Origin of the sequence: Calidifontibacter indicus (genome assembly GCF_003386865.1) — a bacterium.
GTDB lineage: Bacteria > Actinomycetota > Actinomycetes > Actinomycetales > Dermatophilaceae > Yimella > Yimella indica.
In genome coordinates, this window is sequence record NZ_QTUA01000001.1 from 1626532 (window position 1) to 1650143 (window position 23612).

Annotated in this window: 19 protein-coding genes and 1 other RNA gene; 16 read left to right on the top strand and 4 right to left on the bottom strand. The window is 69.2% G+C overall.

The features are described 5' to 3' along the window. The first annotated feature begins 197 nt into the window (after positions 1-197). The 5 genes from DFJ65_RS07710 to ssrA all read left to right on the top strand — a co-directional run bounded on the left by DFJ65_RS07710 (position 198) and on the right by ssrA (position 5827). On the top strand, positions 198-620 hold the full coding sequence (locus DFJ65_RS07710) for a hypothetical protein (RefSeq protein WP_115922525.1): 423 nt from the start codon (positions 198-200) through the stop codon (positions 618-620). Between the two features lie 79 nt (positions 621-699). Then, entirely contained in the window at positions 700-2598 is a 1899-nt protein-coding gene (locus tag DFJ65_RS07715; RefSeq protein WP_115922526.1) for a DUF2207 domain-containing protein, read from the top strand. A gap of 115 nt (positions 2599-2713) precedes the next feature. Continuing rightward, positions 2714-4054 carry an FAD-binding oxidoreductase gene (locus DFJ65_RS07720; protein WP_211308392.1) on the top strand — a complete coding sequence of 447 codons (1341 nt, stop codon included), beginning with the start codon at positions 2714-2716 and terminating at the stop codon, positions 4052-4054. Beyond that, positions 4051-5328: a class I SAM-dependent methyltransferase gene (locus tag DFJ65_RS07725; RefSeq protein ID WP_115922528.1), complete on the top strand. Its 1278-nt coding sequence runs from the start codon at positions 4051-4053 to the stop codon at positions 5326-5328. Before DFJ65_RS07720 ends, DFJ65_RS07725 begins: the two co-directional genes overlap by 4 nt. A 131-nt stretch (positions 5329-5459) precedes the next feature. Further along, positions 5460-5827: a transfer-messenger RNA gene (gene ssrA, locus DFJ65_RS07730) on the top strand. 12 nt (positions 5828-5839) lie between these two features. On the opposite strand, the gene DFJ65_RS07735 is transcribed toward ssrA, so the two are convergent. After that, entirely contained in the window at positions 5840-6490 is a 651-nt protein-coding gene (locus tag DFJ65_RS07735; protein ID WP_115922529.1) for an SIMPL domain-containing protein, read from the bottom strand. Between the two features lie 62 nt (positions 6491-6552). Between DFJ65_RS07735 and DFJ65_RS07740 the strand changes: the two genes are divergently transcribed. The 6 genes from DFJ65_RS07740 (at position 6553) to DFJ65_RS07765 (ending at position 14936) form a co-directional block, all read left to right on the top strand. Further along, the gene (locus DFJ65_RS07740) at positions 6553-7992 is read left to right on the top strand and encodes an NAD-dependent malic enzyme (RefSeq protein WP_115922530.1); all 1440 of its coding nucleotides are present in this window, start codon (positions 6553-6555) and stop codon (positions 7990-7992) included. A gap of 310 nt (positions 7993-8302) precedes the next feature. Beyond that, positions 8303-10633 carry a DEAD/DEAH box helicase gene (locus DFJ65_RS07745; RefSeq protein WP_115922531.1) on the top strand — a complete coding sequence of 777 codons (2331 nt, stop codon included), beginning with the start codon at positions 8303-8305 and terminating at the stop codon, positions 10631-10633. Positions 10634-10788: 155 nt separating this feature from the next. Continuing rightward, positions 10789-11355, top strand: a complete 567-nt coding sequence (locus DFJ65_RS07750) for a YqgE/AlgH family protein (RefSeq protein WP_115922532.1) — start codon at positions 10789-10791, stop codon at positions 11353-11355. Between the two features lie 112 nt (positions 11356-11467). Further along, positions 11468-11767, top strand: a complete 300-nt coding sequence (locus DFJ65_RS07755; protein ID WP_115922533.1) for a DUF3039 domain-containing protein — start codon at positions 11468-11470, stop codon at positions 11765-11767. 238 nt (positions 11768-12005) lie between these two features. Further along, positions 12006-12986, top strand: a complete 981-nt coding sequence (locus DFJ65_RS07760; RefSeq protein WP_115922534.1) for a zinc metalloprotease — start codon at positions 12006-12008, stop codon at positions 12984-12986. Positions 12987-13178: 192 nt separating this feature from the next. Continuing rightward, positions 13179-14936, top strand: a complete 1758-nt coding sequence (locus DFJ65_RS07765) for a DEAD/DEAH box helicase (protein WP_115922535.1) — start codon at positions 13179-13181, stop codon at positions 14934-14936. Between the two features lie 59 nt (positions 14937-14995). On the opposite strand, the gene DFJ65_RS07770 is transcribed toward DFJ65_RS07765, so the two are convergent. Continuing rightward, positions 14996-15967, bottom strand: a complete 972-nt coding sequence (locus tag DFJ65_RS07770; protein ID WP_115922536.1) for a P1 family peptidase — start codon at positions 15965-15967, stop codon at positions 14996-14998. Positions 15968-16062: 95 nt separating this feature from the next. Here DFJ65_RS07770 and DFJ65_RS07775 point away from each other — a divergent pair, with 95 nt between their 5' ends. Then, positions 16063-16722: an IclR family transcriptional regulator gene (locus tag DFJ65_RS07775; protein ID WP_115924182.1), complete on the top strand. Its 660-nt coding sequence runs from the start codon at positions 16063-16065 to the stop codon at positions 16720-16722. A 10-nt stretch (positions 16723-16732) separates the two neighbouring features. Here DFJ65_RS07775 and DFJ65_RS07780 read toward each other — a convergent pair whose 3' ends face one another. Beyond that, complete coding sequence (locus DFJ65_RS07780) at positions 16733-17200, bottom strand: Lrp/AsnC family transcriptional regulator (RefSeq protein ID WP_342767507.1); 468 nt, start codon at positions 17198-17200, stop codon at positions 16733-16735. A gap of 108 nt (positions 17201-17308) precedes the next feature. Between DFJ65_RS07780 and hppD the strand changes: the two genes are divergently transcribed. The 4 genes from hppD (at position 17309) to DFJ65_RS07800 (ending at position 22663) form a co-directional block, all read left to right on the top strand. Continuing rightward, positions 17309-18514, top strand: a complete 1206-nt coding sequence (gene hppD, locus DFJ65_RS07785; RefSeq protein ID WP_115922538.1) for a 4-hydroxyphenylpyruvate dioxygenase — start codon at positions 17309-17311, stop codon at positions 18512-18514. A 145-nt stretch (positions 18515-18659) separates the two neighbouring features. After that, positions 18660-19799 carry a cation:proton antiporter gene (locus DFJ65_RS07790; protein ID WP_115922539.1) on the top strand — a complete coding sequence of 380 codons (1140 nt, stop codon included), beginning with the start codon at positions 18660-18662 and terminating at the stop codon, positions 19797-19799. Positions 19800-19877: 78 nt separating this feature from the next. Next, the gene (locus DFJ65_RS07795) at positions 19878-21233 is read left to right on the top strand and encodes a M20/M25/M40 family metallo-hydrolase (RefSeq protein WP_115922540.1); all 1356 of its coding nucleotides are present in this window, start codon (positions 19878-19880) and stop codon (positions 21231-21233) included. Continuing rightward, positions 21203-22663, top strand: a complete 1461-nt coding sequence (locus DFJ65_RS07800; protein ID WP_245950094.1) for an MFS transporter — start codon at positions 21203-21205, stop codon at positions 22661-22663. Before DFJ65_RS07795 ends, DFJ65_RS07800 begins: the two co-directional genes overlap by 31 nt. Before the next feature lie 42 nt (positions 22664-22705). Here DFJ65_RS07800 and DFJ65_RS07805 read toward each other — a convergent pair whose 3' ends face one another. Then, complete coding sequence (locus DFJ65_RS07805) at positions 22706-23593, bottom strand: hypothetical protein (RefSeq protein ID WP_170144032.1); 888 nt, start codon at positions 23591-23593, stop codon at positions 22706-22708. Positions 23594-23612: the final 19 nt, after the last annotated feature.

Consider the following 23612-nt stretch of genomic DNA (forward strand, 5'->3'; position numbering starts at 1 on the left):
CCGACTGTCAAGGCTCACAGATGCCACCTGTGTTGCACAAGAGGTTTGACCGATTCTTTTCCCTTCGAAGGTGAGTTGTTCGTCACACGGTCGCCCCAGGTTTCCCGGATGTGCTGCGCCGACGTCCCCGTGAGGTCCGCCATCTTGTCGCCGTGTCGTTGCCATGCTGTGCCCGAATTCTGCAGGAGGATCCACCCGTGACCGACCGTTCACCGCGGCCCACCGCCGGCCCGGGTCAGGGCGCCGACACCGCACGTCGCGCCGAAGGGCCGTGGACGATCGTCGCCGCGCTGATGGCGGCGCAGGCCCTCGGACTCGTCGTCACCGGCATCTGGTCGGGCTTCGACGGTGGCTCGGCCCGATCGTGGTCGTTCGCGGCGACCCTCGTCGTGCTGGCCGGGTGCGTCGCGGCCTTGGCGTGGTTCCTCTGGCAGCGCCGGACGGCGGCGCGCACCCCGACGCTGTTGTGGAACGCGCTGCTGGTGCCGATCGGGTTCACCGTGGGCGACGGCGGAGCGCCCTGGATGGGCTGGTTGATCGTCGGGTGGGCGGTTGTCACCTTCGGTGCGGCGCTGTTGTGCCGTGCCGGGGCGCAGGATTCGGTCGAACCCACCGCCTGACGCTCCTGATGCGCTCGGCGCTGCGCCGCCCTGGGTGAGTCACCGACCGGTCGTCGGGGGCTGGCCGTAGGGTTCAGTCATGCGACGCATCTGGTCGGCCCTGATGGTTCTCGCCTGCGCGATGGCGTTCGTCGTGCTGCCCGCCGCACTGACCGGCTCGGCGGCTCGGGCCGCCACCGGCGAACGCATCCTTTCCTTCGACGCGGCGTACGCGCTGCGCGCCGACGGTTCGGTCGACGTCACCGAGACCATCCGCTACCAGTTCGCCGGCAGCGACTCCCACGGCATCAAGCGTTCGATCATCACATCCCAGGGCTACGACCCGCAGCCCGACAAGCACCGCGTCTACCCGATGAGCAACGTCCGGGTGACCAGCCCGACGGGCGCACCCGACAACGTCGACCTGTCCGACTTCGGCGCCATGACGGTGATCCGGGTCGGGTCGGCCAACAAGACGGTGCGCGGCACCCAGACGTACGTCGTGAAGTACCGCCTCGGATCCGTCGTCAACAAGCAGCCCGACGGCACGGTCGAGCTGTACTGGAATGTCACCGGTTCACAGACCGGTGTGCCGACCGACGCCGTACGCATCACGGTCACCGGCCCGGCCGACATCACCAACGCCGTCTGTTACTACGGCGTCACCAAGGAGTCGACGCAGTGTGAAGCGAGCCCGGGCAAGGAGGCCGTGTTCACCGCCTCGGGGCTCAGCTCCTACCAACAGGTCACCATCGGCGCCGCGCTGCCCGGCACCGCATTCACCAAGACCGACCCCGAACTGCGCGACGGCAGCGTCGACGACTCCGCCGGCGCCGGTGGCAGCAGCCTGTCGCCCGAGGCCGCCCGCGCGCTGGGCGTTGCCGGGGTGGGTGCGGGCATCGGTCTGCCGGTGATCGCGGCCGGCGCGATGGGTCTGGCGGTGTGGAAGCGCGGTCGTGACGAGCGCTACGCCGCGGTGGCGCCCGGTCTCGAACCCGCGCCGGGGCAGGACGAGTCGGTGCTGCGGGGCGGGCACGACACCGTCGTGGTGCAGTTCCAGCCGCCGGCCGGGGTGCGACCTGGGCTGATGGGCACGGTCATCGACGAGGAGGCCGGCGCCGTCGACGTGTCGGCGACGATCGTCGACCTCGCCGTGCGCGGTCACCTGCGGATGGAGGAGTCCGAGGGTGGCGGCATCTTCCGCAAGAACGACTGGAAGCTCACCGCGCTCGAGCCGCCGCAGGGCGAGCAGTTGCTGCCCTACGAGCAGACCCTGCTCGACGGACTCTTCCAACTCGGATCGCCGATCATGTTGTCCCAGTTGAAGAACAAGTTCCGGCCGACCCTCACCAAGGCGCAGAACCAGATGTACACCGAGGTCGTGCAGCGCGGCTGGTTCCGACGCTCGCCCCAGACCGTGCGCTCGAACTTCCAGCTGGGTGGCATGGCGCTCATCGGCGCCGCCGTGTTCGGCTTCTTCGTGATGCCGAAGGTGAGTTTCCTGGCGCTCGGCCTGCCGGTCGGGCTCGCGCTGGCCGGCCTCATCGTGATGTTCATGGGACGCCACATGGCCTCCCGCACCGCTCGCGGCTCGGCGGTCACCGCCCAGTCGATGGGCTTTCGCGAATACCTGGTCACCGCCGAAGCGCAGCAGATCAAGTTCGACGAGGCCGAGCAGATCTTCAGTCGCTACATGCCCTACGCGGTCGTCTTCGGTGTCGCTCAGCAGTGGGCCGACAAGTTCGCCGAGGTGGCCCGTGCCGCCGAGGCCGCGGGGCGTCCGTTGATGGCACCCACCTGGTACATCCCGGTCGGCGGCGACTTCGGCAACTTCGGCAGCATCGCCGGTGGACTCGACGACTTCGGCACGGTCGCTGCCGGCACCTTCGTGGCCACGCCGGGATCGTCCGGCGGGTCGGCCTTCGGCGGTGGCGGATTCAGCGGTGGTGGCGGGTTCAGTGGTGGTGGCGGCGGAGGCGGCGGCACGTCCAGTTGGTGACCCTCCGTCCGGAGCAGTTCATCCTACTGATAGAACACCTACACATGTTCGAGGAGCGTTGGTGCAGAGGTTGACTGAAGTGCGGCCTGTAGGTCGTGAGGCTCACGACGCGGCGGTGGCCGAGCTCGCGGCTGCGGTGCGTGGCATCCCCGACGGCAGCCCGATCCGGTTGGCCAAGCGCACCAGCAACCTGTTCCGTCCGCGGGGCGGCACCGGTGTGCCGGGGCTCGACGTGTCGAAGCTCGACGGGGTCGTCGAGGTCGACCCGGTGGCGCGCACGGCACAAGTGCAGGGCATGGCCACCTACGAGACCGTCGTCGCGGCGACCCTCGCGCACGGACTCATGCCGTTGGTCGTGCCGCAGTTGCGCACGATCACGCTCGGCGGCGCGGTGACCGGGCTCGGCATCGAGTCGAGTTCGTTCCGCAACGGCTTGCCGCACGAGTCGGTCATCGAGATGGACATCCTCACCGGCTCGGGTGAGATCCTCACCGCGAGCCGCACCGAGCGTCCCGACCTGTTCCGGGGCTTCCCCAACTCCTACGGCAGCCTCGGTTACGCCGTCCGGTTGGAGATCGAACTCGAGCCGATCACGCCGTATGTGCACCTGTCCCACATCCGGTTCGGCAGCTTCACCGAGCTCGTCGACGGGCTCACCGAGGCCATCACCGGCTCCTACCGGGGCGAGCCGGTCGACTTCGTCGACGGCGTGGTCTTCTCCGCCACCGAGAGCTACCTGGTGCTCGGGCGCAAGGTGGAGCAGGCGCCGTACACCAGCGATTACACCGGCACCCAGATCTTCTATCGGTCGCTGCAGCAGCGCACCGACGACTACCTCACCGCGAACGACTACGTCTGGCGGTGGGACACCGACTGGTTCTGGTGCAGCAAGGCCCTCGGCGTGCAGCACCCGCTTGTGCGGCGGGTGCTGCCACGCCGTTACAAGCGCAGCGACGTCTACGGCAAGGTCATCCGCTTCGAGAACCAGCACGGCTGGATGGCGGCGCTCGACGCCCGCCGCGGCAAGCTGCCCCGCGAGCGGGTGGTGCAGGACGTCGAGGTGCCGTTGAAGAACACCGCGCAGTTCCTCGACTGGTTCATGGACAACGTGCCGATGCGTCCGATCTGGTTGTGCCCGTTGGTTGTTCGTGAACAGGACGCGGGGGAGCAGCCGTGGCCGCTGTACCCGCTGCGGCGCGGCGAGCCGTACGTCAACGTCGGCTTCTGGGGCACCGTCGAGATCCCGCCGGGTGACGCGGACGGCGACGCCAACCGCCGCATCGAACAGGTCGTCGACGACCTCGACGGCCACAAGTCGCTCTACAGCGACGCCTACTACTCGGCCGAGCAGTTCGCCGACCTCTACGGTGGCGCGGCCTACCGAGAACTCAAGAAAACCTACGATCCGCAGGGCCGGCTCCCCGAGCTCTACGAGAAGGTGGTGCAGCGTCGATGAGCGACATAAAGATCGGCCAGATCGCCAACACCGTGCTGGGCACGGACGTCCCTTTCCGACTGGAGGCCTTCGACGGCTCGACCGGCGGCAACCCCGACGCGCGGTTCACGGTGCGGGTGCTCAACGAGCGGGCCGTGCAGTACATGGTGACGGCGCCGGGTGAGCTCGGTCTCGCCCGCGGCTACACGATGGGCGACATCGAACTCGACGGCGTCGACCCCGGCGATCCCTACGACTTCCTCGCCGAGTTCCTCGGCGACTTCAAGGTGCAGCGCCCCCCGGTGAGCGGCATTCCGAAGGCGGTGCGGTCGCTCGGGCTGCGGTCGTTCACCCCGCCGCCGCTGCCGCCGCAGGAGAAGCCGGCGCAGTGGCGCCGCATCGCCGGCGGTCTGCGGCACTCGCGCAGTCGCGACGCCGAGGCGATCAGGCACCACTACGACGTGAGCAACGACTTCTACGAACTCGTGCTCGGTCCGTCGATGGCCTACACCTGCGCGTGCTACCCGAGCGCCGACGCCACCCTCGAGCAGGCGCAGGAGCACAAGTTCGACCTGGTCTGCCGCAAGCTCGGCCTGGAACCGGGGATGCGCCTGCTCGACATCGGGTGCGGCTGGGGCGGCATGGTGCGCCATGCGGTGAAGCACTACGGCGTCACCGCCATCGGCGTGACCCTCTCCAAGGAGCAGGCCGACTACGGGCAGGCCTGGCTCGAGCGCGAAGGGCTGGCCGACCGCGGCGAGATCCGTTTCATGGACTATCGCGATGTCGCCGAGGCCGACTTCGACGCGATCAGCTCGATCGGGCTCACCGAGCACATCGGCATCCACAACTACCCGTCCTACTTCAGCTCGCTCTACGAGAAGCTCAAGCCGGGCGGACGCCTGCTCAACCACTGCATCACCTATGCGTCGGCGAAGCGGCACGGGCTGACCAAGGGCGGCTTCATCAACCGGTATGTTTTCCCCGACGGCGAGCTCGCTCCGGCCGGGGCGCTGATGACCCAGATGCAGTTGGCGGGCTTCGAGGTGCGCCACGCCGAAGACCTGCGCGAGCACTACGCCCGCACCACCCGTGAGTGGGCCAAGAACCTCTCCCGCAACTGGGACGAATGCGTGCGGCTGTCCGACCTCGGCACCGCCCGGATCTGGGGGCTCTACCTGTCCGGGTCGTCACTCGGGTTCGAACGCAACAACATCCAGCTGTACCAGATGCTCGGTCAGAAGCTCGACGACCGCGGCCACGGCGACTACCCGCTGCGTCCTGACTTCCGCTGAAGCGCCGCGGGCGGGAATGGGTTCGCCTGTACGGGTGTTGGACGGTTAGGCTGACCCAGCCCACAACTTCACAGCGTGACGTGCCCGCACGAGTGTCCTGCAGTGTTCCTGCACAAGACACCCACCATCTCGGGGGTGATCGGTTTCGACGTTGATCGCCGACGAGGGAGAAGCGGGTCGAGGATGCACGGTTATCTCGTAAACGCTCCGTGCAAAACCAATAGGTGCCAACAACAAGCGCACCGACTTCGCCCTCGCCGCCTGAGCGAGCCTCGAAGTCCGTCAGCCTGAGTTAGTTCTCGCCTCAGTGTCTGGCGTCAGCTAGAGAACTTGCTGCGTCGTCATGTCGAGGGGCGACGCGGGACTTCTACTCGACTGGGCCTGTCAGGGAACGTGTGCGCGCGAGCCCTGGGGCCGAGAAAATCCATAGCGCACTGCACCCGGAGAAGTCCCTTCTCGCGGTGAGCGGACGCGGGTTCGATTCCCGCCACCTCCACCACCGAGTGGCACGTCACGCTGTGGAGTCGGGCTCCTGCGCCGGCTCGTCGGCCCAGTCCCAACTCACCCGCACCGACTCCTGCACGCTCACCTCGCCGGGCGCGAACGAGTCCTGCTTGGCCATCGCCCGGGCCACATCGCCGAACACCGGCGGACCGCCCGCCCCGACCGTGCTGATCGACCGAACGGCACCGAGTCGGCGACCTGCGCGCTGCGCCAATGCGCGTGCCTGTCGCAGGGCATCGTCGAAGGCTGCGGCGCGGGACGCGTCCGCGGCGTCGGTCGGCGCGTCCGCGAACACCTCCACCGTCTCCACCCGGAAGCCGTCACCGATCTGCGTGGCCAGCCGCTCGAGCGTGTCACCTGCGCTTGCAACGTCGGCGACGACAGCCGAGAACCGTTGCCGGGCAACGTAACCGGTCACCTTGCCGCGGTCGCCCCACTGTTGGTCGAGGGAGAGACCCACGGTCTGGACCGACTCGTCGCAGACCCCGATCTCACGCAGGGTCGCAAGCAGGGCGCGGGCGTCGTCGCCCGATCGGGTGAGGGCGTCTGCGGCGGTCGGTGCCGAGCGTTCGACCGCCATCCGAAGACGCACACGGTCGGCCGTGGTGGACGTCGTGGCGGTGCCGACGACGGTGATGCCTGAGCTCGATGGACGCATGCTGTCAGCCTGACATCTGACCCCGTTGTACGCGAGACCTGCGGGAGCGGTAAGAAAGGACCATGACTGCCTCCGTGTCCAACTCGATCACCGTCCGACTCGAGCTGCCGGGCCGGGCGACTGCCATCAGCGAACTGACGGGCGCGATCGAGCGCACCGGTGGCCTCATCACCGGTCTCGACATCACGTCGTCCGACACCGACCGCCTCAAGATCGACGTCACCGTCGCGCCGCGCGACGGCGACCACGCCGAGGAGATCGTCGAGGCGATGCGCGGCGTCGCCGGCGTCATCGTGCACAAGGTCAGTGACCGCACCTTCCTGGCTCACCTCGGCGGCAAGATCGAGATCAAGTCCAAGCACCCGATCCGTAACCGTGACGACCTGTCGATGGTCTACACGCCCGGCGTGGCACGGGTCTGCATGGCGATCCACGACAACCCCGAGGACGCCCGCCGGCTCACCATCAAGCGCAACACGATCGCCGTCGTCACCGACGGCACCGCCGTGCTCGGCCTGGGCGACATCGGCCCGCTGGCCGCGATGCCGGTGATGGAGGGCAAGGCCGCCCTCTTCAAGCGCTTCGCCGACATCGATGCTTTCCCCATCTGCCTCGACACCAAGGACACCGAGGAGATCATCGCCACGGTCAAGGCGATCGCGCCCGTCTTCGCAGGCATCAACCTGGAGGACATCTCTGCACCTCGTTGCTTCGATATCGAGCGTCGACTGCGCGAGGAACTCGACATCCCCGTCTTCCACGACGACCAGCACGGCACCGCGATCGTCGTGCTCGCCGCGCTCCGCAACGCCCTGCGCGTCGTCGGCAAGGAACTCAAGGACGTCAAGGTGGTGCAGTCGGGCGCGGGCGCCGCCGGCACCGCGATCACCCGTCTGCTGCTCGCCGCCGGTGCCACCCACGTCGTCGTGTCCGACATCAAGGGCGTCGTGTCCTGCGAGCGCGAGGACATCAAGCAGGGCACCGACCCGTTCCTGGTGTGGGTGGCCGAACACACCAACCCCAAGAGCGTCACCGGCACGCTGCGCGACGCGCTCAAGGACGCCGACGTGTTCATCGGAGTCTCCGGTCCCAACATCCTGGACGGCGACGACATCGCCACGATGAACGACGACGCGATCGTGTTCGCCCTGGCCAACCCGATGCCCGAGGTCGACCCGACCGCCGCAGCCCAGCACGCGACCGTGGTGGCCACCGGGCGCAGCGACTTCGCCAACCAGATCAACAACGTGCTGGTCTTCCCGGGCGTCTTCCGTGGACTGCTCGACGCCCAGGCCGACGGCATCGACGACGCGATCATGCTCGCTGCCGCCGAGGCCCTGGCCGATGTCGTCAGCCCCGAGGAACTCAACCCCGCGTACATCATTCCGTCGGTCTTCCAGCCGGACATCTCCAACGTCGTCGCGCGCGCGGTGGAGAAGGCCGCCAAGCAGGAACTCGAGGGGGAGCGGCACAGCAACAAGCCCGCGGCCGAGGACGACTGAACCGTCGATCGTCCGGCGGGTTCGCGGCGACTGTTCGGGCGACTGTGGGGCACCTCACGGTCGCCGCACGGTCGTCCCGTTCGGAAGTTGAGCGGGCAACCGCTACAGTGGGTATATCCATTTTCGCGATCTAGCGTTCATCTGTGTGATTTTTCTTGTGGGCGCCGAGATCTGAGGCACCCCGGATCACCCCATCCCGTTGAGCGGCGAATACGCCTGAGGCTCAAGTTTTTTCCGGACAGGTTCAATCACGCCCTGTCGTCAGAGGGGTTCTCTTTGTGGTGCCCGCAACGACGCAGAGGTAGTACTGATGACCCCGAAGAACACCGACAAGAAGGCGCGCTGGTCGCGCAGCCAGAAGCTCGAAGCCAAGCGCGGCGAGGTGCGCCGTCCGTCCTCCGACCGGGGCCGCCCGGCCCGGCGTGACGACCGCGACAACCGCGGTGGTTTCGACCGCCGCGACAATCGCGACAACAACCGGGACAACAACCGTGGCGACCGCGCCGAGCGCGGCGGCTACCAGGGACGTGACGACCGTCGCTCGTACGACCGCAGCGACCGCCGTGACGACCGTGGCGGGTACCAGCGTCGTGACGACCGGGGTGACCGTGGTGGTTACCCGGGACGTGACGACCGTCGCTCGTTCGACCGCAGCGACCGCCGTGACGACCGTGGCGGCTACCAGCGTCGTGACGACCGTGGTGACCGTGGTGGTTACCAGGGCCGTGACGACCGCCGTTCGTTCGACCGCCGTGACGACCGTGGTGACCGTGGTGGCTACCAGCGTCGCGACGATCGTGGCGGTTACCAGCGTCGCGACGATCGTGACGACCGCGGTGGCTACCAGCGCCGTGACGACCGTGCTGGCTACCAGCGTCGCGACGATCGTGGTGACCGTGGTGGTCACCAGGGCCGTGACGACCGCCGTTCCTTCGACCGCTCGTCCGACCGTGGCGACCGGCGTGACGACCGCGGCGGCTTCCGCGGTCGTGACCGCGGCGACTTCCGTGGCAACTCCCGGGGCGACTCGCGCGACGAGCGCCGTCCCCGCCGTTTCGACCGGGACAGCCGTGACTTCTCCCGGCGCGACGACCGTGGTGACCGGGGCGGCTTCCAGGGCCGCGACGACCGCCGCTCGTTCGACCGCAGCGACCGTTTCGGCCGTCGTGACGACCGTGTCGAGGAGAAGCCCGCAGGCCACCTCGAAGAGCTCGAACCGACCAACGAGGCCTTCGGCTGGACCGAGCGCCAGGAGACCGACGACGTCACCACCGCCGAGCCGGTCGAGTTGGCCGACAACGGATTTGCCGCTCTCGGCCTCCCCGAGGTGCTCGTCGCCCGGCTGGCGCGTGACGGCATCACCCAGCCCTTCCCGATCCAGGAAGCCTCGATCCCCGACGCTCTCGCCGGCCGCAACGTGCTGGGCCGTGGCCGCACCGGTTCGGGTAAGACGCTCGCGTTCGGACTGCCGACGCTGACCCGTCTCGCCAAGGGTGGCAAGGCGCGCGCACACCAGCCGCGTTCGGTCGTGCTGGTGCCGACCCGTGAACTCGCGATGCAGGTCAGCGATGCGCTGCAGCCGCTGGTGCACGTCATCGGCCTGCGCCACAAGCTGGTCGCCGGTGGCATGCCGTACGAGCCGCAGCTGCAGGCGCTCGAGCGTGGCGTCGACATCCTGATCGCCACCCCGGGTCGCCTGAAGGACCTCATCGACCGTGGCGCCGCCGACCTGTCGCGGGTCGAGGTGACGATCCTCGACGAGGCCGACCACATGGCCGAGATGGGCTTCCTCGAGGCCATCGAGGAGATCCTCGACCTGGTGCCGGCCGACGGTCAGCGTCTGCTGTTCTCGGCTACCCTCGACCGCGGCATCGACGGTGTCGTGGAGAAGTACCTCACCGACCCGGCCGAGCACTCGACCGACGACGGCACCGCCACCGTGTCGACGATGGCGCACCACGCGCTGCTGATCGAGCCGAAGGACAAGAAGATCGTCACCGCCGAGGTCGCCAACCGACCCGGACGCACGGTCGTCTTCGCCCGCACCAAGCTCGGTGCCGACCGCATCGCCGGCGAACTGCGCGAGTGCGGCGTGGTCGCGGCCGCCCTGCACGGCGGTCTCAACCAGAGCCAGCGCAACCGCGCACTGTCCGCGTTCCGCGACGGTCGTCTGCCGGTGCTCGTCGCCACCGATGTCGCCGCGCGCGGCATCCACGTGGACGACGTGGGCGTGGTGCTCCAGGTCGACCCGCCGGCCGACCACAAGGACTACCTGCACCGCTCCGGCCGCACGGCCCGTGCGGGCGAGCAGGGCGTCGTGGTCTCCCTCGTGCTGCCGCACCAGCGCCGCACCGTCCAGCGTCTGCTGGAGCAGGCCGGTGTCGACACCGAACTGCAGAAGACCCGTCCGGGCGACGAGGTCATCGCGGCCACCGGTGGCAGCACCCCGCAGGGCGCCGAGGTCACCGACGAGGACCTCTTCCAGGTGCTCAACCCGGGCGGACGCCGCGGCGGTCGCGGTGGACGTGGCGGGTACGGCGGAGGCCGTGGCGGTCAGCGGGGCGGCTACGGCGGTCGTGGCGGCCAGGGCGGACGCGGTGGCTACCGGGGTGACCGGGGCGACCGGGGCCCGCGCTACTGACAGGCCCCCGCCACTGACAACTGAACGCACCCGATCCATCGCGTGACGACAACTTCGCGGGGTATCGAGATTCGCCCGCGTCATGACGCCCGCGAATCTCGATATCCCGCGCATCCGCGTTTCGGCCACCCGGCGCGAGACGACACAATGGGGGGATGGAGAACCTCACCGGGCGACTGTTGGTCGCCGTCCCGCGCGAAGCGCAGGAGGTGGCCGAGGACGACGTCTTCGACCGCTCGGTGGTGCTGCTGCTCGACCACAGCGACCAAGGAGCCCACGGCATCGTGCTCAACCGTCCGCTGGACGCCGGGGTCGACGCCGTCCTGCCGGGTTGGCAGGAGCACGTGACCAGCCCCGATCACCTGTTCCAGGGCGGGCCGGTGGGCCTCGACTCGGCGCTCGGGTTGGTGTCGATGCCCGGCGACGACGAGACCATCGGCCTCAAGCGGTTGTTCCGTGGGGTCGGTCTGGTCGACCTTGACGCGCCGCCGCTGGTCGTGATGCCCGAGATCGCCGCGCTGCGCATCTACGCGGGACACGCGGGGTGGGGCGCCGGGCAACTCGAGGGCGAACTGCGTGACGGGCACTGGTTCATGGTCGACGCCGAGGCGGCCGACGCGTTCTCCCAGCGTCCGGAACGTCTGTGGGAGCAGGTGCTGCGTCGGGCCGGGGGAGTCGCGTCGTGGAGCCTCACCTTCCCCGACGACCCGGCGATGAACTGACCACCCGTCGACGCAGCGCCCGACAACCTTCCCGTGTGATCGTCGGCCGAGCGATCGACGCCGTCCGGGCCGTTTCACGGCACCTGTCAGCCCGCGTACTTATGCTTGCGCCATGAGCACCGAACCGTTGGAGACCGAACGCCTGTCCTCGCCGAGCACCTCGACCGATGTGCTGGAGCGCGAACAGGTCGAGCCGCAACTGCAAGAGCCTGGCGACCACGAGCGGTTCAGCCACTACGTCAAGAAGGAGAAGATCCTCGAGAGCGCGCTGTCCGGCGAGCCCGTGACCGCGCTCTGCGGCAAGGTCTGGGTGCCGGGCCGCGACCCGCAGAAGTTCCCCGTGTGCCCGGCCTGCAAGGAGATCTACGAGCAGTTCGGCCCCGGCGGCGACGACAGCGGCGACAAGGGCTGACCCGACGGGCCGCCCCAAGCACCCGCAACCACCCGCAAACGCTGCACTTCCCGACGAACGCTGCCGCTGCAGCCGCAGCACCTGTCGGCAGGTGCAGCGTTTGCATGTTCCCGAGAGGTCGGCCGCGAGCGTGCCGGACGAATTCTTTTCCCGCACTTGACCTTCCGTTGACCTGAGTGCTCCTAATGTTTCGCGGGTCGCCGCATCTGCGCGACTGCTCGTCTCGAAAGGACGCTCCATGAACCGTCGCTCCACCACCGTGCTCGCCACCCTTGCGATCGCCGGCGGCACCGCCTTCGGCTTCGCCCCGTCGGCCCACGGCAGCTTCGCGATCGCCGATCACGGCGCCGCCACCACCGCGTGTGTCGAGACCGGCTCGCACGCCGCCTCGAACGCCCGCGTGAAGCACGGATCCGGCAAGCACGACCCGAACGAGCTCACCGCGGCTCAGGTCGCCTCCGCCGAGCAGGCGTTCACCGCCGACGCCGCCGCGAAGGGCCTGACCAAGAGCGGCAACGGCAGGCTCGCGAAGGTCGGTGCAAAGGGCAAGCCCGGCGGCTCGGCGTTCGCACCGGCCGTGATCGACGTCTACTTCCACGTGATCACCGACGGCACGAAGGGCAACCTGAGCGCCACGATGATCAACAACCAGATCACCGTGCTCAACAACGCCTATGCCGGCAGCGGCTTCAGCTTCCGGCTCGTCGCCACCGACCGCACGAACAACCCGAGTTGGTACAACAACCTCACCGACGGCACCACCGCCGAGTCGCAGATGAAGGCCGCGTTGCGCAAGGGCAGCAAGAGCGCGCTCAACCTCTACAGCGCCAACCTCGGCAACGACCTGCTCGGCTGGGCCACCTTCCCGACCAAGAACGTCACCTCCAAGGACGGCGTCGTCGTGCTCGACCAGAGCCTGCCGGGCGGCACGGCCTCGCCGTACAACCTGGGCGACACCGCGACCCACGAGGTCGGCCACTGGCTCGGGCTCTACCACACCTTCCAGAGCGGCTGCAGCGGTCAGGGCGACCAGGTCGCCGACACCCCGGCCGAGGCCAGCCCGGCGTCCGGTTGCCCGACCGGCCGCGACACCTGCACCGCGCCCGGCCTCGACCCGATCAAGAACTTCATGGACTACACGACCGACGCGTGTATGACCGAGTTCACCCCGGGCCAGGTCACCCGCATGCAGAACCAGTGGACGACCTACCGCGCCTGACCCGCGCCTGATCCCGCAAACGCTGCACCTACCTCCGGACCTTCGGCTGCAACCGAAGCGGCTGCAGGCTGGTGCAGCGTTTGCGATGTTGGGGGCTGGTGTTGGGGGCCGGTTGGGTGACGGCGCGGACGACACGGGCGGCTGACCAGCGCATTCGATGGTTGTCATCCGGGCGGGCTAAGGTGCGACATCGTGAGTACGTCGGCCGCATCCCATCTGTCGCCGGCCTTCCCCGAACGCGCAGCCTGGGGCACGGCGAGCAAACTGCGCGCCTGGCAGGCCGAGGCCCTGCAGCACTACTTCACCGAGCAGCCGCGCGACTTCCTCGCGGTCGCCACCCCGGGCGCCGGCAAGACCACCTACGCCCTGCGCCTGGCCACCGAGCTCATGGACCGTGGCATCGTCGAGCAGGTCACGATCGTCGCGCCGACCGAGCACCTCAAGGTGCAGTGGGCCGACGCCGCGGCACGTGTCGGCATCAGCATCGACCCGCGGTTCACCAACTCCCAGGAGCAGCACGCCTCCGACTATGACGGCGTTGCGGTCACCTACGCCGGTGTCGCCAGCCGTCCGGCCCTGCACCGCGCCCGCACGACCGCGCGACCCACCTTGGTGATCCTCGACGAGATCCACCACGGCGGAGACACCAAGTCGTGGGGTGACGCGATCAGGGAGGCCTTCGAACCCGCCGTCCGGCGCGTGGCGCTGACCGGTACGCCCTTCCGGTCCGACACCAGCCCGATCCCGTTCGTGCGCTACGAGCATGGCCCCGACGGCATCCGTCGCTCCGCGAGCGACTACAGCTACGGCTACTCCGAGGCGCTGCGCGACGGCGTGGTGCGTCCGGTGCTGTTCATGGCGTACGGCGGTGCGATGCGCTGGCGCACCCGCGCCGGTGACGAGGTGGCCGCCCGCCTCGGCGAGCCGATGACCAAGGACGTCACGGCCGCGGCGTGGCGCACCGCCCTCGACCCCAAGGGCGAGTGGATCCCCGCGGTGCTGCGTGCGGCCGACAAGCGACTGTCGGAGGTGCGTCGGCACGTGCCCGACGCCGGTGGTCTCGTGATCGCCTCCAACCAGACCGCGGCCCGCTCCTACGCCCGCACTCTCGAGTCGATCACCGGGGTGAAGCCGACGGTCGTGCTGTCGGACGACGCCGGCGCGTCGGCGCGGATCGAGCAGTTCGCGGAGTCCGAAGACCGGTGGATGGTCGCCGTCCGGATGGTCTCCGAGGGCGTCGACGTGCCCCGGCTGTGCGTCGGTGTCTACGCCACCTCCACCTCGACGCCGCTGTTCTTCGCGCAGGCGGTCGGACGCTTCGTGCGCGCCCGCCGCCGCGGCGAGACCGCGTCGGTGTTCCTGCCCAGCGTTCCGTTGATTCTCGAGCACGCAGCCCGCCTGGAGGAGCAGCGCGACCACGCCCTCGACCGTCCGAAGCCGGAGGGTGAGGAGCCGCTCTGGGCCGAGGAAGAGGGCCTGATCCAGCAGGCCAACGAGCAGGAGAAGGCGCTCGCCGACGAGCAGTTGTCGTTCGAGGCGCTGGAGTCGGAGGCGGAGTTCGACCATGTGCTGTTCGACAAGCAGCAGTGGGGCCTGGGCGGAGCACCGGGCAGCGAGGACGAGGAGGAGTACCTCGGGCTGCCGGGTCTGCTCGAACCCGACCAGATGACCCACCTGCTGCGTGAACGGCAGGCCAAGCAGCAGAAGAGCAGCAGCCGGCGCAAGGCCGAGCAGGACGCACCGCAAGCTGCGCACCGCGCGCTGGCCGCCAAGCGCAAGGAGCTCAACTCGCTGGTCGCCGCCTACGCCCAGAAGACCGGGCAGGCGCACGCCGTGATCCACAACGATTTGCGCCGACAGTGCGGCGGACCGACGCTCGACCGGGCCTCCAACGACGAGGTGGGTGCGCGCATCGACCTCATCCGCCGCTGGTTCGTCGGCAAGCGCTGACCGGCGCGGGTCGGCTTCAACAGGCCGGCTTCAACAGGCCGGCTTCAACAGCGTTCGGGTCAGCTCAGCAGCCCGCGTGCGCGGAGCACGTCCTGCAGTCCGTGGGCGGTGTGCCCGGCCCGTCCGATGGTCGTCGGGGCATGCCATAGCGACGACACGATCGCGTCGGCTGACGCGTCGAGCGTGGCCCGGAAGTACGGGTCGAGCTGCCGGTCGGGCGGTGGCGCACTGTGTCGGTCGGTGCTGAAAGCGATCCCGTAGTCGCCGCTGCCGTGCCGGTAGTCGGCGCCCACGGTGCCCATCGCGAAGACTGATCGTCGCGCGACCCGGCCGAGCTGCCGCGCATCGAAGGGGGCGTCGGTGGCAACGACCATGATGCAGGAGTTTCCTTCGGGCACAACGGTGTCGGGTGCCTCGACGACGGTGTCGTGCAGGGTGAGCGTGCCGGTGAAGTTGGTCAGCGCGAGCACGCCCACGGTGTGATCGCCGACCCGGCGTGATGCCGTGCCGATCCCGCCCTTGAAGCCGAGCGCCCACATCCCGGTGCCGGCCCCCACGGCGCCGCACGCGAAGTCGGTGTCCGCGCTGTCCAAGGCGGCGTGAACGTGCTCGGGGCGCACCGCGCGGGCACGGATGTCGGACAGCCATGAGTCGTTGCACTCGGCCACCAGCGGGTTGAGGGTCACGACATCGGCGCACTCCGGACGCCGCAGCATCCAGTCGGTGAGTGCGTCGGCGGCCAGGAAGGTGTTCAGGGTGTTGGTGAGCACCAACGGAGTCTGCAACTCGCCGAGTTCGATGAGTTCGGTGGCACCGACGAGCTTGCCGTGACCGTTGCCGACGAACAGCCCGCAGCGCAACGGCCGGGCCGGACTCGGCACCGGGTCGGGCACCACAGTGGTGACGCCGGTGCGCACGTCGCCGTCGACGACGGTGGTGTGACCGACCCGCACTCCGGGCACGTCGCTGATCTGTCCGGTTTCGGCTGGGGCTTCGAAGGGTGCTGCGGTCTGCTGGTCGCGCTGGATCATCGCCTCCCGACGATAGTGGTCGTCGGTGTGTGCGGTGTCGGGCGGGTGTGGGCGTACGTGGCAACCACAGGTTCGCGGACGAGTACGGTGCTCGCATGGCGAAGGACAACGACCTGGGTGGTGAGACCTCGCAGACGATGGACCGCGGGTTGGCCGTCATCGGGCTGCTGGCCGAACCGGCCCACGCCACCGGCCTGACCGTCACAGAGATGGCGCAGAAGCTCGGTGTCGGGCGCCCGGTGATCTATCGGCTCGTTGCGTCCCTCGCCCGACGCGACATCGTCATCCGACGGATCGACGGACGAATCTGCCTGGGAGTCGGCCTGATTCACCTCGCGAACTCGGTCTGGCCGGGGCTGCGGGACGTCGCTTCGCCGATCCTGCGCGAGCTCGCCGAGACGTCCGGCCTGACCGCCCATCTCACGGTCGCCGACCGTGGTGAGGCGCTCGCCATCGCCGTGGTCGAACCTCGCTGGACGGGTCTGCACGTCTCCTACCGGGAGGGCACGCGGCACCCGCTCGAGGTCGGCGCCGCGGGGCGGGCGATCCTCGCCGGTCGCGGCGGCGACGATCGCTGGGTGCCGAGCGCCGGCGAGTTGCAGCCGGGCGCGCACGGCCTGGCGGCACCCGTCATGGGCGCGGCCGGCCTGGAAGCCTCGATCGGTCTGGTCGCGATGGCTGCCTTCGACGAAGACCGGATCGGGCCGCAGGTGCAGGCCGCGGCGAAGGACCTCGCAGCCGCCCTCGACCACTGACGGCGGCGGCTCAGTCGCCCGCTCGTGCGTCGAGCAACGGCAGCGTGCGGTAGGGCAGGAGTTCGGCGAGTGCGATGACCGTCGAGCTGCGCACGACCAGGTCGGTCGCGAGCACCTCGTCGAGCACACGTTGCAGGTCGCCGTTGTCACGACCCACGATCCGGATCCACAGGTCGCCCTCGCCGGTGATCGTGTGTACCTCGAGCACTTCGGGGATCTGTCCGAGGTGTGTGATGACCGGGTCGTGCCCGTGGCGTTGGGAGATCGACAGCGTGCAGAAGGCCGTGACCGGATAGCCGAGGGCGGACGGTGACAGCGACGGGCTCTCCGAGGCGATCACGCCGCGGTCGCGCAGCTTGTCGAGGCGGGCCTGCACGGTGCCGCGGGCCACGTCGAGCGCGCGCGAGGCGCCGAGCACCCCGATCTGAGGTTGGGTGTCGAGCAGTTTGAGCAGCCGTCGGTCTAGCTCGTCGATCATGGACAAAGTGTACTTATTCGACGCCAACAACCCCGTCATTCTGTGCACTGTGAGCATCATTCTGGCGCCCGGTTGCCCATCGCGCATGGCGTGGGTCACAGTGCTCAAATGACTGATACCGCTCACCTGACCCTGCAGGAACGCGAAGCCGACCTCGACGCCGCACAGCTCAAGCAGCTCGTCGGCCTGGTGGAGTACGACGCGGACAGCGACCCGTTCCCGGTCACCGGCTGGGACGCGATCGTCTTCGTGTCCGGCAACGCCACGCAGTCGGCGCAGTACTACCAGAACGTCTGGGGCATGGAGCTCATCGCCTACTCCGGTCCGGAGAACGGCAACCGCGACCACAAGTCGTTCGTGCTGAAGTCGGGCTCGATCAAGTTCGTCATCAACGGCGCCGTCGACCCCGGCAGCCCCCTCGTGGAGCACCACCGCAAGCACGGTGACGGCGTCATCGACATCGCCCTGGAGGTGCCGGACGTCGACAAGTGCGTCGCGCGGGCCCGCTCGGCCGGTGCGGTGGTCGTGCGCGAACCGGAGGACCTCTGCGACGAGCACGGCACCGTCCGCATCGCCTCGATCGGCACCTACGGCGACACCGTGCACACCCTGGTCGACCGCTCGAAGTACGACGGCGTCCACCTGCCGGGCTACCAGCCGGCGACGTCGACGCTGGTGCGTCGCGAGGGGCAGCCGAAGAGGTTGTTCCAGGCGCTCGACCACGTCGTCGGCAATGTCGAACTCGGCAAGATGGACGAATGGGTCACCTTCTACAACAAGGTGATGGGGTTCGTGAACATGGCGGAGTTCATCGGCGACGACATCGCCACCGACTACTCGGCGTTGATGAGCAAGGTCGTCGCCAACGGCAACCACCGGGTGAAGTTCCCGCTCAACGAGCCGGCCGAGGCGAAGAGGAAGTCGCAGATCGACGAGTACCTCGAGTTCTACCGCGGCCCCGGCGCCCAGCACCTCGCGGTCGCGACCGGAGACATCCTGGCGACGGTGGATGCGTTGCGCGCCAACGGAGTCGAGTTCCTCGACACCCCCGACTCCTACTACGAAGACCCCGAACTGCGGGCCCGCATCGGCAAGGTACGGGTGCCGGTCGAGGAGTTGCAGAGCCGGGGCATCCTCGTCGACCGCGACGAGGACGGCTACCTGCTGCAGATCTTCACCAAGCCGCTCGGCGACCGTCCGACGGTGTTCTTCGAGCTCATCGAGCGGCACGGTTCGCTCGGTTTCGGCAAGGGCAACTTCAAGGCCCTGTTCGAGGCGATCGAGCGCGAGCAGGACCGCCGCGGCAACCTCTGAGTCCGGCGTCCGCAGGCCCCGGTGACCTCCGGTCGCCGGGGCCCGCGGCCGTCAGCGGGCGTCGCCGGACGGCGTGTCGCCCACCGGATCGGGCGCGGGCAGGCCGTGGTCGGCGCGAGGATGGGGGCGACGAAAGGAGTCGTCGGTGACCTTCGCCCAACTCGCGCTCATCTGCGCGGTCGGACTGTTCGGGCCGTTGCTGTCTTTGCCGCGCCGGTTCCGGCTGCCGGTGGTGATCGGTGAGCTGCTGGTCGGAATCGTGGTGGGCCGTACCGGGTTCCGGCTGCTCGACGCCCACGACACGACGTTCTCCTTCCTGGCCGAGATCGGGTTCGCGCTGGTGATGTTCGTGGCGGGTTCGCATGTGCCGGTGCGGGATTCGGCATTGCGTGCCGGTCTGAAGGTGGGCGCAGCGCGCGCGGTGGTGATCGGTGTGCTCGCCGTGCCGGTCGGCCTGGGCATCGCCCGGCTGTTCGACACCGGCCACGGCGGCATCTATGCGGTGTTGATCGCCTCGTCGTCGGCGAGCCTGGTGTTGCCGGCCCTGGAAGATGTCTCGACACGCGCCACGGAGATCGTGCGGATGCTGCCGCAGGTGGCGATCGCCGACGCCGCCTGCATCGTCGCCCTGCCGCTGGCGCTCGACCCGTCGCGAGCGGGTCGCTCGGCGTTCGGAGCGCTCGCCGTGATCGCCTGTGGCGCAGTGCTTTTCCTGGGGCTGCGGTGGCTGGTGGGCAGCGGCCGACAGCGGCGCATCCACCGGGTGTCCGAGACCCACGATCTCGCGATCGAGTTGCGCTTCTCGCTCACCGTGTTGTTCGCTCTGGCCGCCGTCGCGGCAGCGACCCACGTGTCGGTGATGCTCGCCGGGTTCGTCGTCGGCCTGGCGGTCTCGGGAGCGGGGGAGCCACACCGCCTCGCCAAACAACTGTTCGCGCTCACCGACGGGTTCTTCGCGCCGGTCTTCTTCGTCTGGCTCGGAGCATCGCTCGATCTGCGCGAACTGTCCACGCATCCGGACGCGATCGTGCTGGGTGTCGTGCTCGGCGTTGCCGCTTGCATCGTGCACCTGGTGCCGGCTGTCGCCGGTCAGCCGTGGCCGGTGGCCGCGATCACCTGTGCCCAACTCGGCGTGCCTGTCGCGGCGGCCGCCCTCGGCACGTCCCTCGATCTGCTGCGTCCGGGGGAGGCGACTGCGATGTTGCTCGGGGCGATGGTCACGGTGTCTGTCACCGCGTTCGTGGCGCCGCGAGTGCATCGCATCGACGCGCGGTCGGCCACCTGATGCGCGCGCCGACCGGATCGAAATCGGCGCTGCACAGATGCTCACCGCCCGTGCGGCCGCTGGCCTAGGCTCACGACCATGCCCGAGCCACAGCCCACTACGCCGTCGGGGGAGCCCCACCGCACCGCAGAGGCTGTCGATGCGCTCGCTGCCCTGCGCGCCGCGCTGCGGCACCGCACCGTCGCCGGCCCCGACAAGGTCGACGCCGAGTTCGACGGGTTGCACGCCGATCTGCGAACGCACTTCCCGCTGCTGCACGCCGCCTGCGAACGCGTCGACCTGCCCGATCACGCACTGCTGCTGCGCTGGCCCGGCCGGGCCGCCGACCGGCCGGTCGTCCTGATGGCCCACCAGGACGTCGTGCCCACCAACCCCCGCGACAACTGGACGCACCCACCGTATGAAGCCGTTGTCGACGACGGATTCGTCTGGGGGAGAGGCACTCTCGACTGCAAGGGCTCGCTCGTGGCGATCTGCGCGGCTGTCGAGACGCTCATCGCCGACGGGTTCGTGCCCACCCAGGACGTGTGGTTGTCGTTCTCCAGCGACGAGGAGGTCGCCGGCACGACCGCGCCGCTCGCCGTCGCCGCGCTGCAGGAACGCGGCGTCGATCCCTGGCTGGTGCTCGACGAGGGCGGCATGGCGGTCACCGGAGCCTTCCCCGGCGTGAGCGAACCGATGGCGGTGATCGGCCTGGCCGAGAAGGGGCTGGTGGTGCTCGAACTCACCGCGACCGGCGCGGGAGGTCACGCCTCGACTCCGCCGACCCCGAGTGCGCCCGCCATCCTGGCGAAGGCGGTGCTGGCGCTGGAGAAGCGACCCGCCCCGGCGAGCCTGCCCGACCCGAGCGTGCGGATGCTCGAACGGCTCGCACCGTTGACCCGTCCGCCGATGCGTCAGGTGCTCGCGAACGTCGACCGCGCCCGTAAACCGGCGGCGGCCGCGCTGGCGAAGCTCGGCCCGGTGACCGCGGCGCTCGTGCGCACGACGTACGCGATCACGCAGTTGGCCGGGTCGCCTGCGCAGAACGTGCTGGCCAGCACCGCCACCGCCACCGTCAACATGCGGGTGGCCGTCGACGACGACGTCGACACCGCCGTCGCGCGGGTGCGCAAGACCGTCGGCAAGGACGTGCAGGTCGAGGTGCTCGACGCCTACGAACCGAGCCCGGTCGCCCCGATCGGCGAGGCGTACGACCTGTTGGAGCAGGTGACCGCCGAGGTCATGCCCGACGTCGCGCCGACACCGTACGTCGTGATGGCGGCCACCGACGCACGCCACTTCCAGCGGGTGTGGGCCCCGGTGTACCGGTTCAACCCGTTCCGCATGACCGAGTCGCAGCGCAACAGTCTGCACAACGTCGACGAACGCCTCGAGGTGTCGTCGTACCTGGAGGGAATCGATTGGTACACAACGTTGCTGCGCCGGATCTGAAGCCGTCGCGCGGGAGTGCGCTCAAGGGCATCGGCGCCATCGTCGGCTTTCTGGTCTGCGTCGAGATCGCCAGTGGCGCCCTGCAGGGTTACTACACACCGCTGTTCACCGACATCGCCCGACACCTGGAGATCCGCGACGCCGACGTCAACTGGTTCGAGGCCGCTCAGCTGACGGTCTCGGCGCTCGTGGTGCCGGTGCTGGCCCGGCTGGGTGACGTGATCGGCCACCGCAAGGTGCTGCTCATCGCGACCCTGGTGACGGCGGTCGCGTCGTGGGCCGTCGCGTTCGCACCGAACTTCTGGACCTTCCTGATCGCCTGGGCGTTCGCCGGCTTCTACGTCGTCTGGTTGCCGCTGGAGGTGGCGATCATCCACCGCCGCACGGACGGCGACCCGAAACGCACCCGGATGGCCGCCGCCGTGCTCGTCTTCGCCCTCGAACTGTCGGTGATCGCCGCCGCGCTCACGGCCGGTGCCCTCGCCGAGACCTTGTCGATGACCGCGCTGCTGTCGATCCCGGCCGTCGTCGTCACGCTGGCGCTCCCCGCCATCTGGTTCGGTGTGCCCGAGGTGCCGCCCGCACGCAAGGCGAGCCTCGACCTCGGCGGCTTCTGGCTGATCACGCTCGCCCTCGCCCTGCTGATGGGCGGGCTGATCGTGGTGCGCCTCGACGGACCGACCAGTCCCTGGGCACTCCTGCTCCTGGTGTTGGCGGTCGGTGCGTTCGTGCTGTTCGGACGATTCGAACTGCGTCACCGCGAGCCGCTGGTCGACCTGCGGGTGCTCGGCGCCGCGCGGCAGTGGCCGATCCAACTGACCGCGTTCCTGCTCGGGGTGTCGGTGCTCGGCGCACAGATCCCGTTGTCGACCTTCGCCCGCACCGACCCGGCGGTTACCGGCTACGGGCTCGGCGCCACCGCCGCGAGCGTGTCGTCGATCATCGGTCTCTACGTCATCACCCTCGCGATCGGCGCCCTCAGCCTGCCGACGCTGGCCCGACTGCTGTCGCCGACCGGAGCCCTGACTCTCGGCGCAACCCTCGTCGGTCTGGGCTACCTGATGTTCCTCCCGCTGCACGACGGACTCAGCCAGCTGATGCTTAACATGGCGGTGGCCGGCCTCGGCTCCGGCCTGCTCGTCGCGGCCCTGCCCGCTGCCGCAGCCGCCGAGGCACCGACCGAACACACCGGCTTCGTCACCGGCATGACCAACATGACCAAGACCGTCGGCGGCGCGCTCGCCAGCAGCGTGTTCGCCATCGCGTTGTCGACGACCGGCTCGATCGACGCCGACGCCGCCGAGAACCACGCCTCGCTCGGCGGCTATATGACGGTGTGGGCGATTTGTGGGGCGAGCGCGCTGCTCGCCGCGGTGGTGCTCGCGTTGCGTGGACCGCGGCGCCTCGAGGCCACGACGCCGACCGGCTGATCCAGGGGCGGGTGACCCGCCGGCGACAGCCGTCCGAGCCGCTCAGGCCGGGCGGGTTGCCTCGACCGGGCCGGGTTCGCCCACCTCGACCGCCGGTTGGACGGTCGTGAGGTCGCCGCCGCGGCGGACTGTCGCCCAGCGACTGACCTCGCGCCCGAGGAACACGCCCCACAACACGATCGTGCTGAACGCCACCAGGATCGCCGAAAGGATGAACGCTGCACCGACGAGTCCGTAGTCGGCGACCTCCTCGGTGATCTGCTCCGGCGCGACGATCTGGACGGCGACGAGCAGCACCGTCGTGCCGAGACCGATGAGCACGGCTCCGGGGAGTAGCTGTCGCCGACGCACCTTGCCGCGCAACAGGATTCGCTGCGTCCACCAGAAGTATGCGAACGCCGCGAGCCCGGTGCCGGTCGACTCGACGGCCACCTCGCTCGCGCCGGAGATCTCCCACCGGTGGGTGGCCTTGTTGATCCACAGCCCGAACGCGAACAGGGCGGAGGTCATCACAGCCCAGACGAGGTGTCGCCACGCGCTGCGCCAGTCGGCGTGGGGGAGGCGCCAGATCCGTTCGAAGGTGCGCTGCATGGTGGCGGACAAGCCGGTGGCGAAGGCGAACGCAATCAGGAAACCGACGACGAACGACCCGATCGTGTCGTGCTTGCTCGGACGGAACAACCGCATGAGTTCGTTCTCTGCGTCGCCGTGCAGGCCCATCGTGTCCGAGAGCAGGAACGCGACGTCACCCACGTGCCACTCGCGGGCGAGGGCCGACATGGCGACGAGGAACGGCGCGGCGCACAGCACGTGCTGCGCGGCGAGCGCGAGCGAGTGCACTCCGAGTTCGAGTTCGACCGATTCGTTGTAGAGACGGCCGATGCGGGAGGTCTCCCAGCGGCGGATCAGTTCGTCGGTGCGTGCGGACACCGGCTCAGTGTGCACCGTC

Coding starts and splice junctions, on each gene's coding strand:
- DFJ65_RS07735 (WP_115922529.1), bottom strand. CDS start 6,490: ATGCGTCCATCGAGCTCAGGCATCACCGTCGTCGGCACCGCCACGACG.
- DFJ65_RS07750 (WP_115922532.1), top strand. CDS start 10,789: ATGGAGAACCTCACCGGGCGACTGTTGGTCGCCGTCCCGCGCGAAGCG.
- DFJ65_RS07795 (WP_115922540.1), top strand. CDS start 19,878: ATGCCCGAGCCACAGCCCACTACGCCGTCGGGGGAGCCCCACCGCACC.
- DFJ65_RS07740 (WP_115922530.1), top strand. CDS start 6,553: ATGACTGCCTCCGTGTCCAACTCGATCACCGTCCGACTCGAGCTGCCG.
- DFJ65_RS07715 (WP_115922526.1), top strand. CDS start 700: ATGCGACGCATCTGGTCGGCCCTGATGGTTCTCGCCTGCGCGATGGCG.
- DFJ65_RS07725 (WP_115922528.1), top strand. CDS start 4,051: ATGAGCGACATAAAGATCGGCCAGATCGCCAACACCGTGCTGGGCACG.
- DFJ65_RS07770 (WP_115922536.1), bottom strand. CDS start 15,967: ATGATCCAGCGCGACCAGCAGACCGCAGCACCCTTCGAAGCCCCAGCC.
- DFJ65_RS07775 (WP_115924182.1), top strand. CDS start 16,063: ATGGCGAAGGACAACGACCTGGGTGGTGAGACCTCGCAGACGATGGAC.
- hppD (WP_115922538.1), top strand. CDS start 17,309: ATGACTGATACCGCTCACCTGACCCTGCAGGAACGCGAAGCCGACCTC.
- DFJ65_RS07760 (WP_115922534.1), top strand. CDS start 12,006: ATGAACCGTCGCTCCACCACCGTGCTCGCCACCCTTGCGATCGCCGGC.
- DFJ65_RS07780 (WP_342767507.1), bottom strand. CDS start 17,200: ATGATCGACGAGCTAGACCGACGGCTGCTCAAACTGCTCGACACCCAA.
- DFJ65_RS07745 (WP_115922531.1), top strand. CDS start 8,303: ATGACCCCGAAGAACACCGACAAGAAGGCGCGCTGGTCGCGCAGCCAG.
- DFJ65_RS07755 (WP_115922533.1), top strand. CDS start 11,468: ATGAGCACCGAACCGTTGGAGACCGAACGCCTGTCCTCGCCGAGCACC.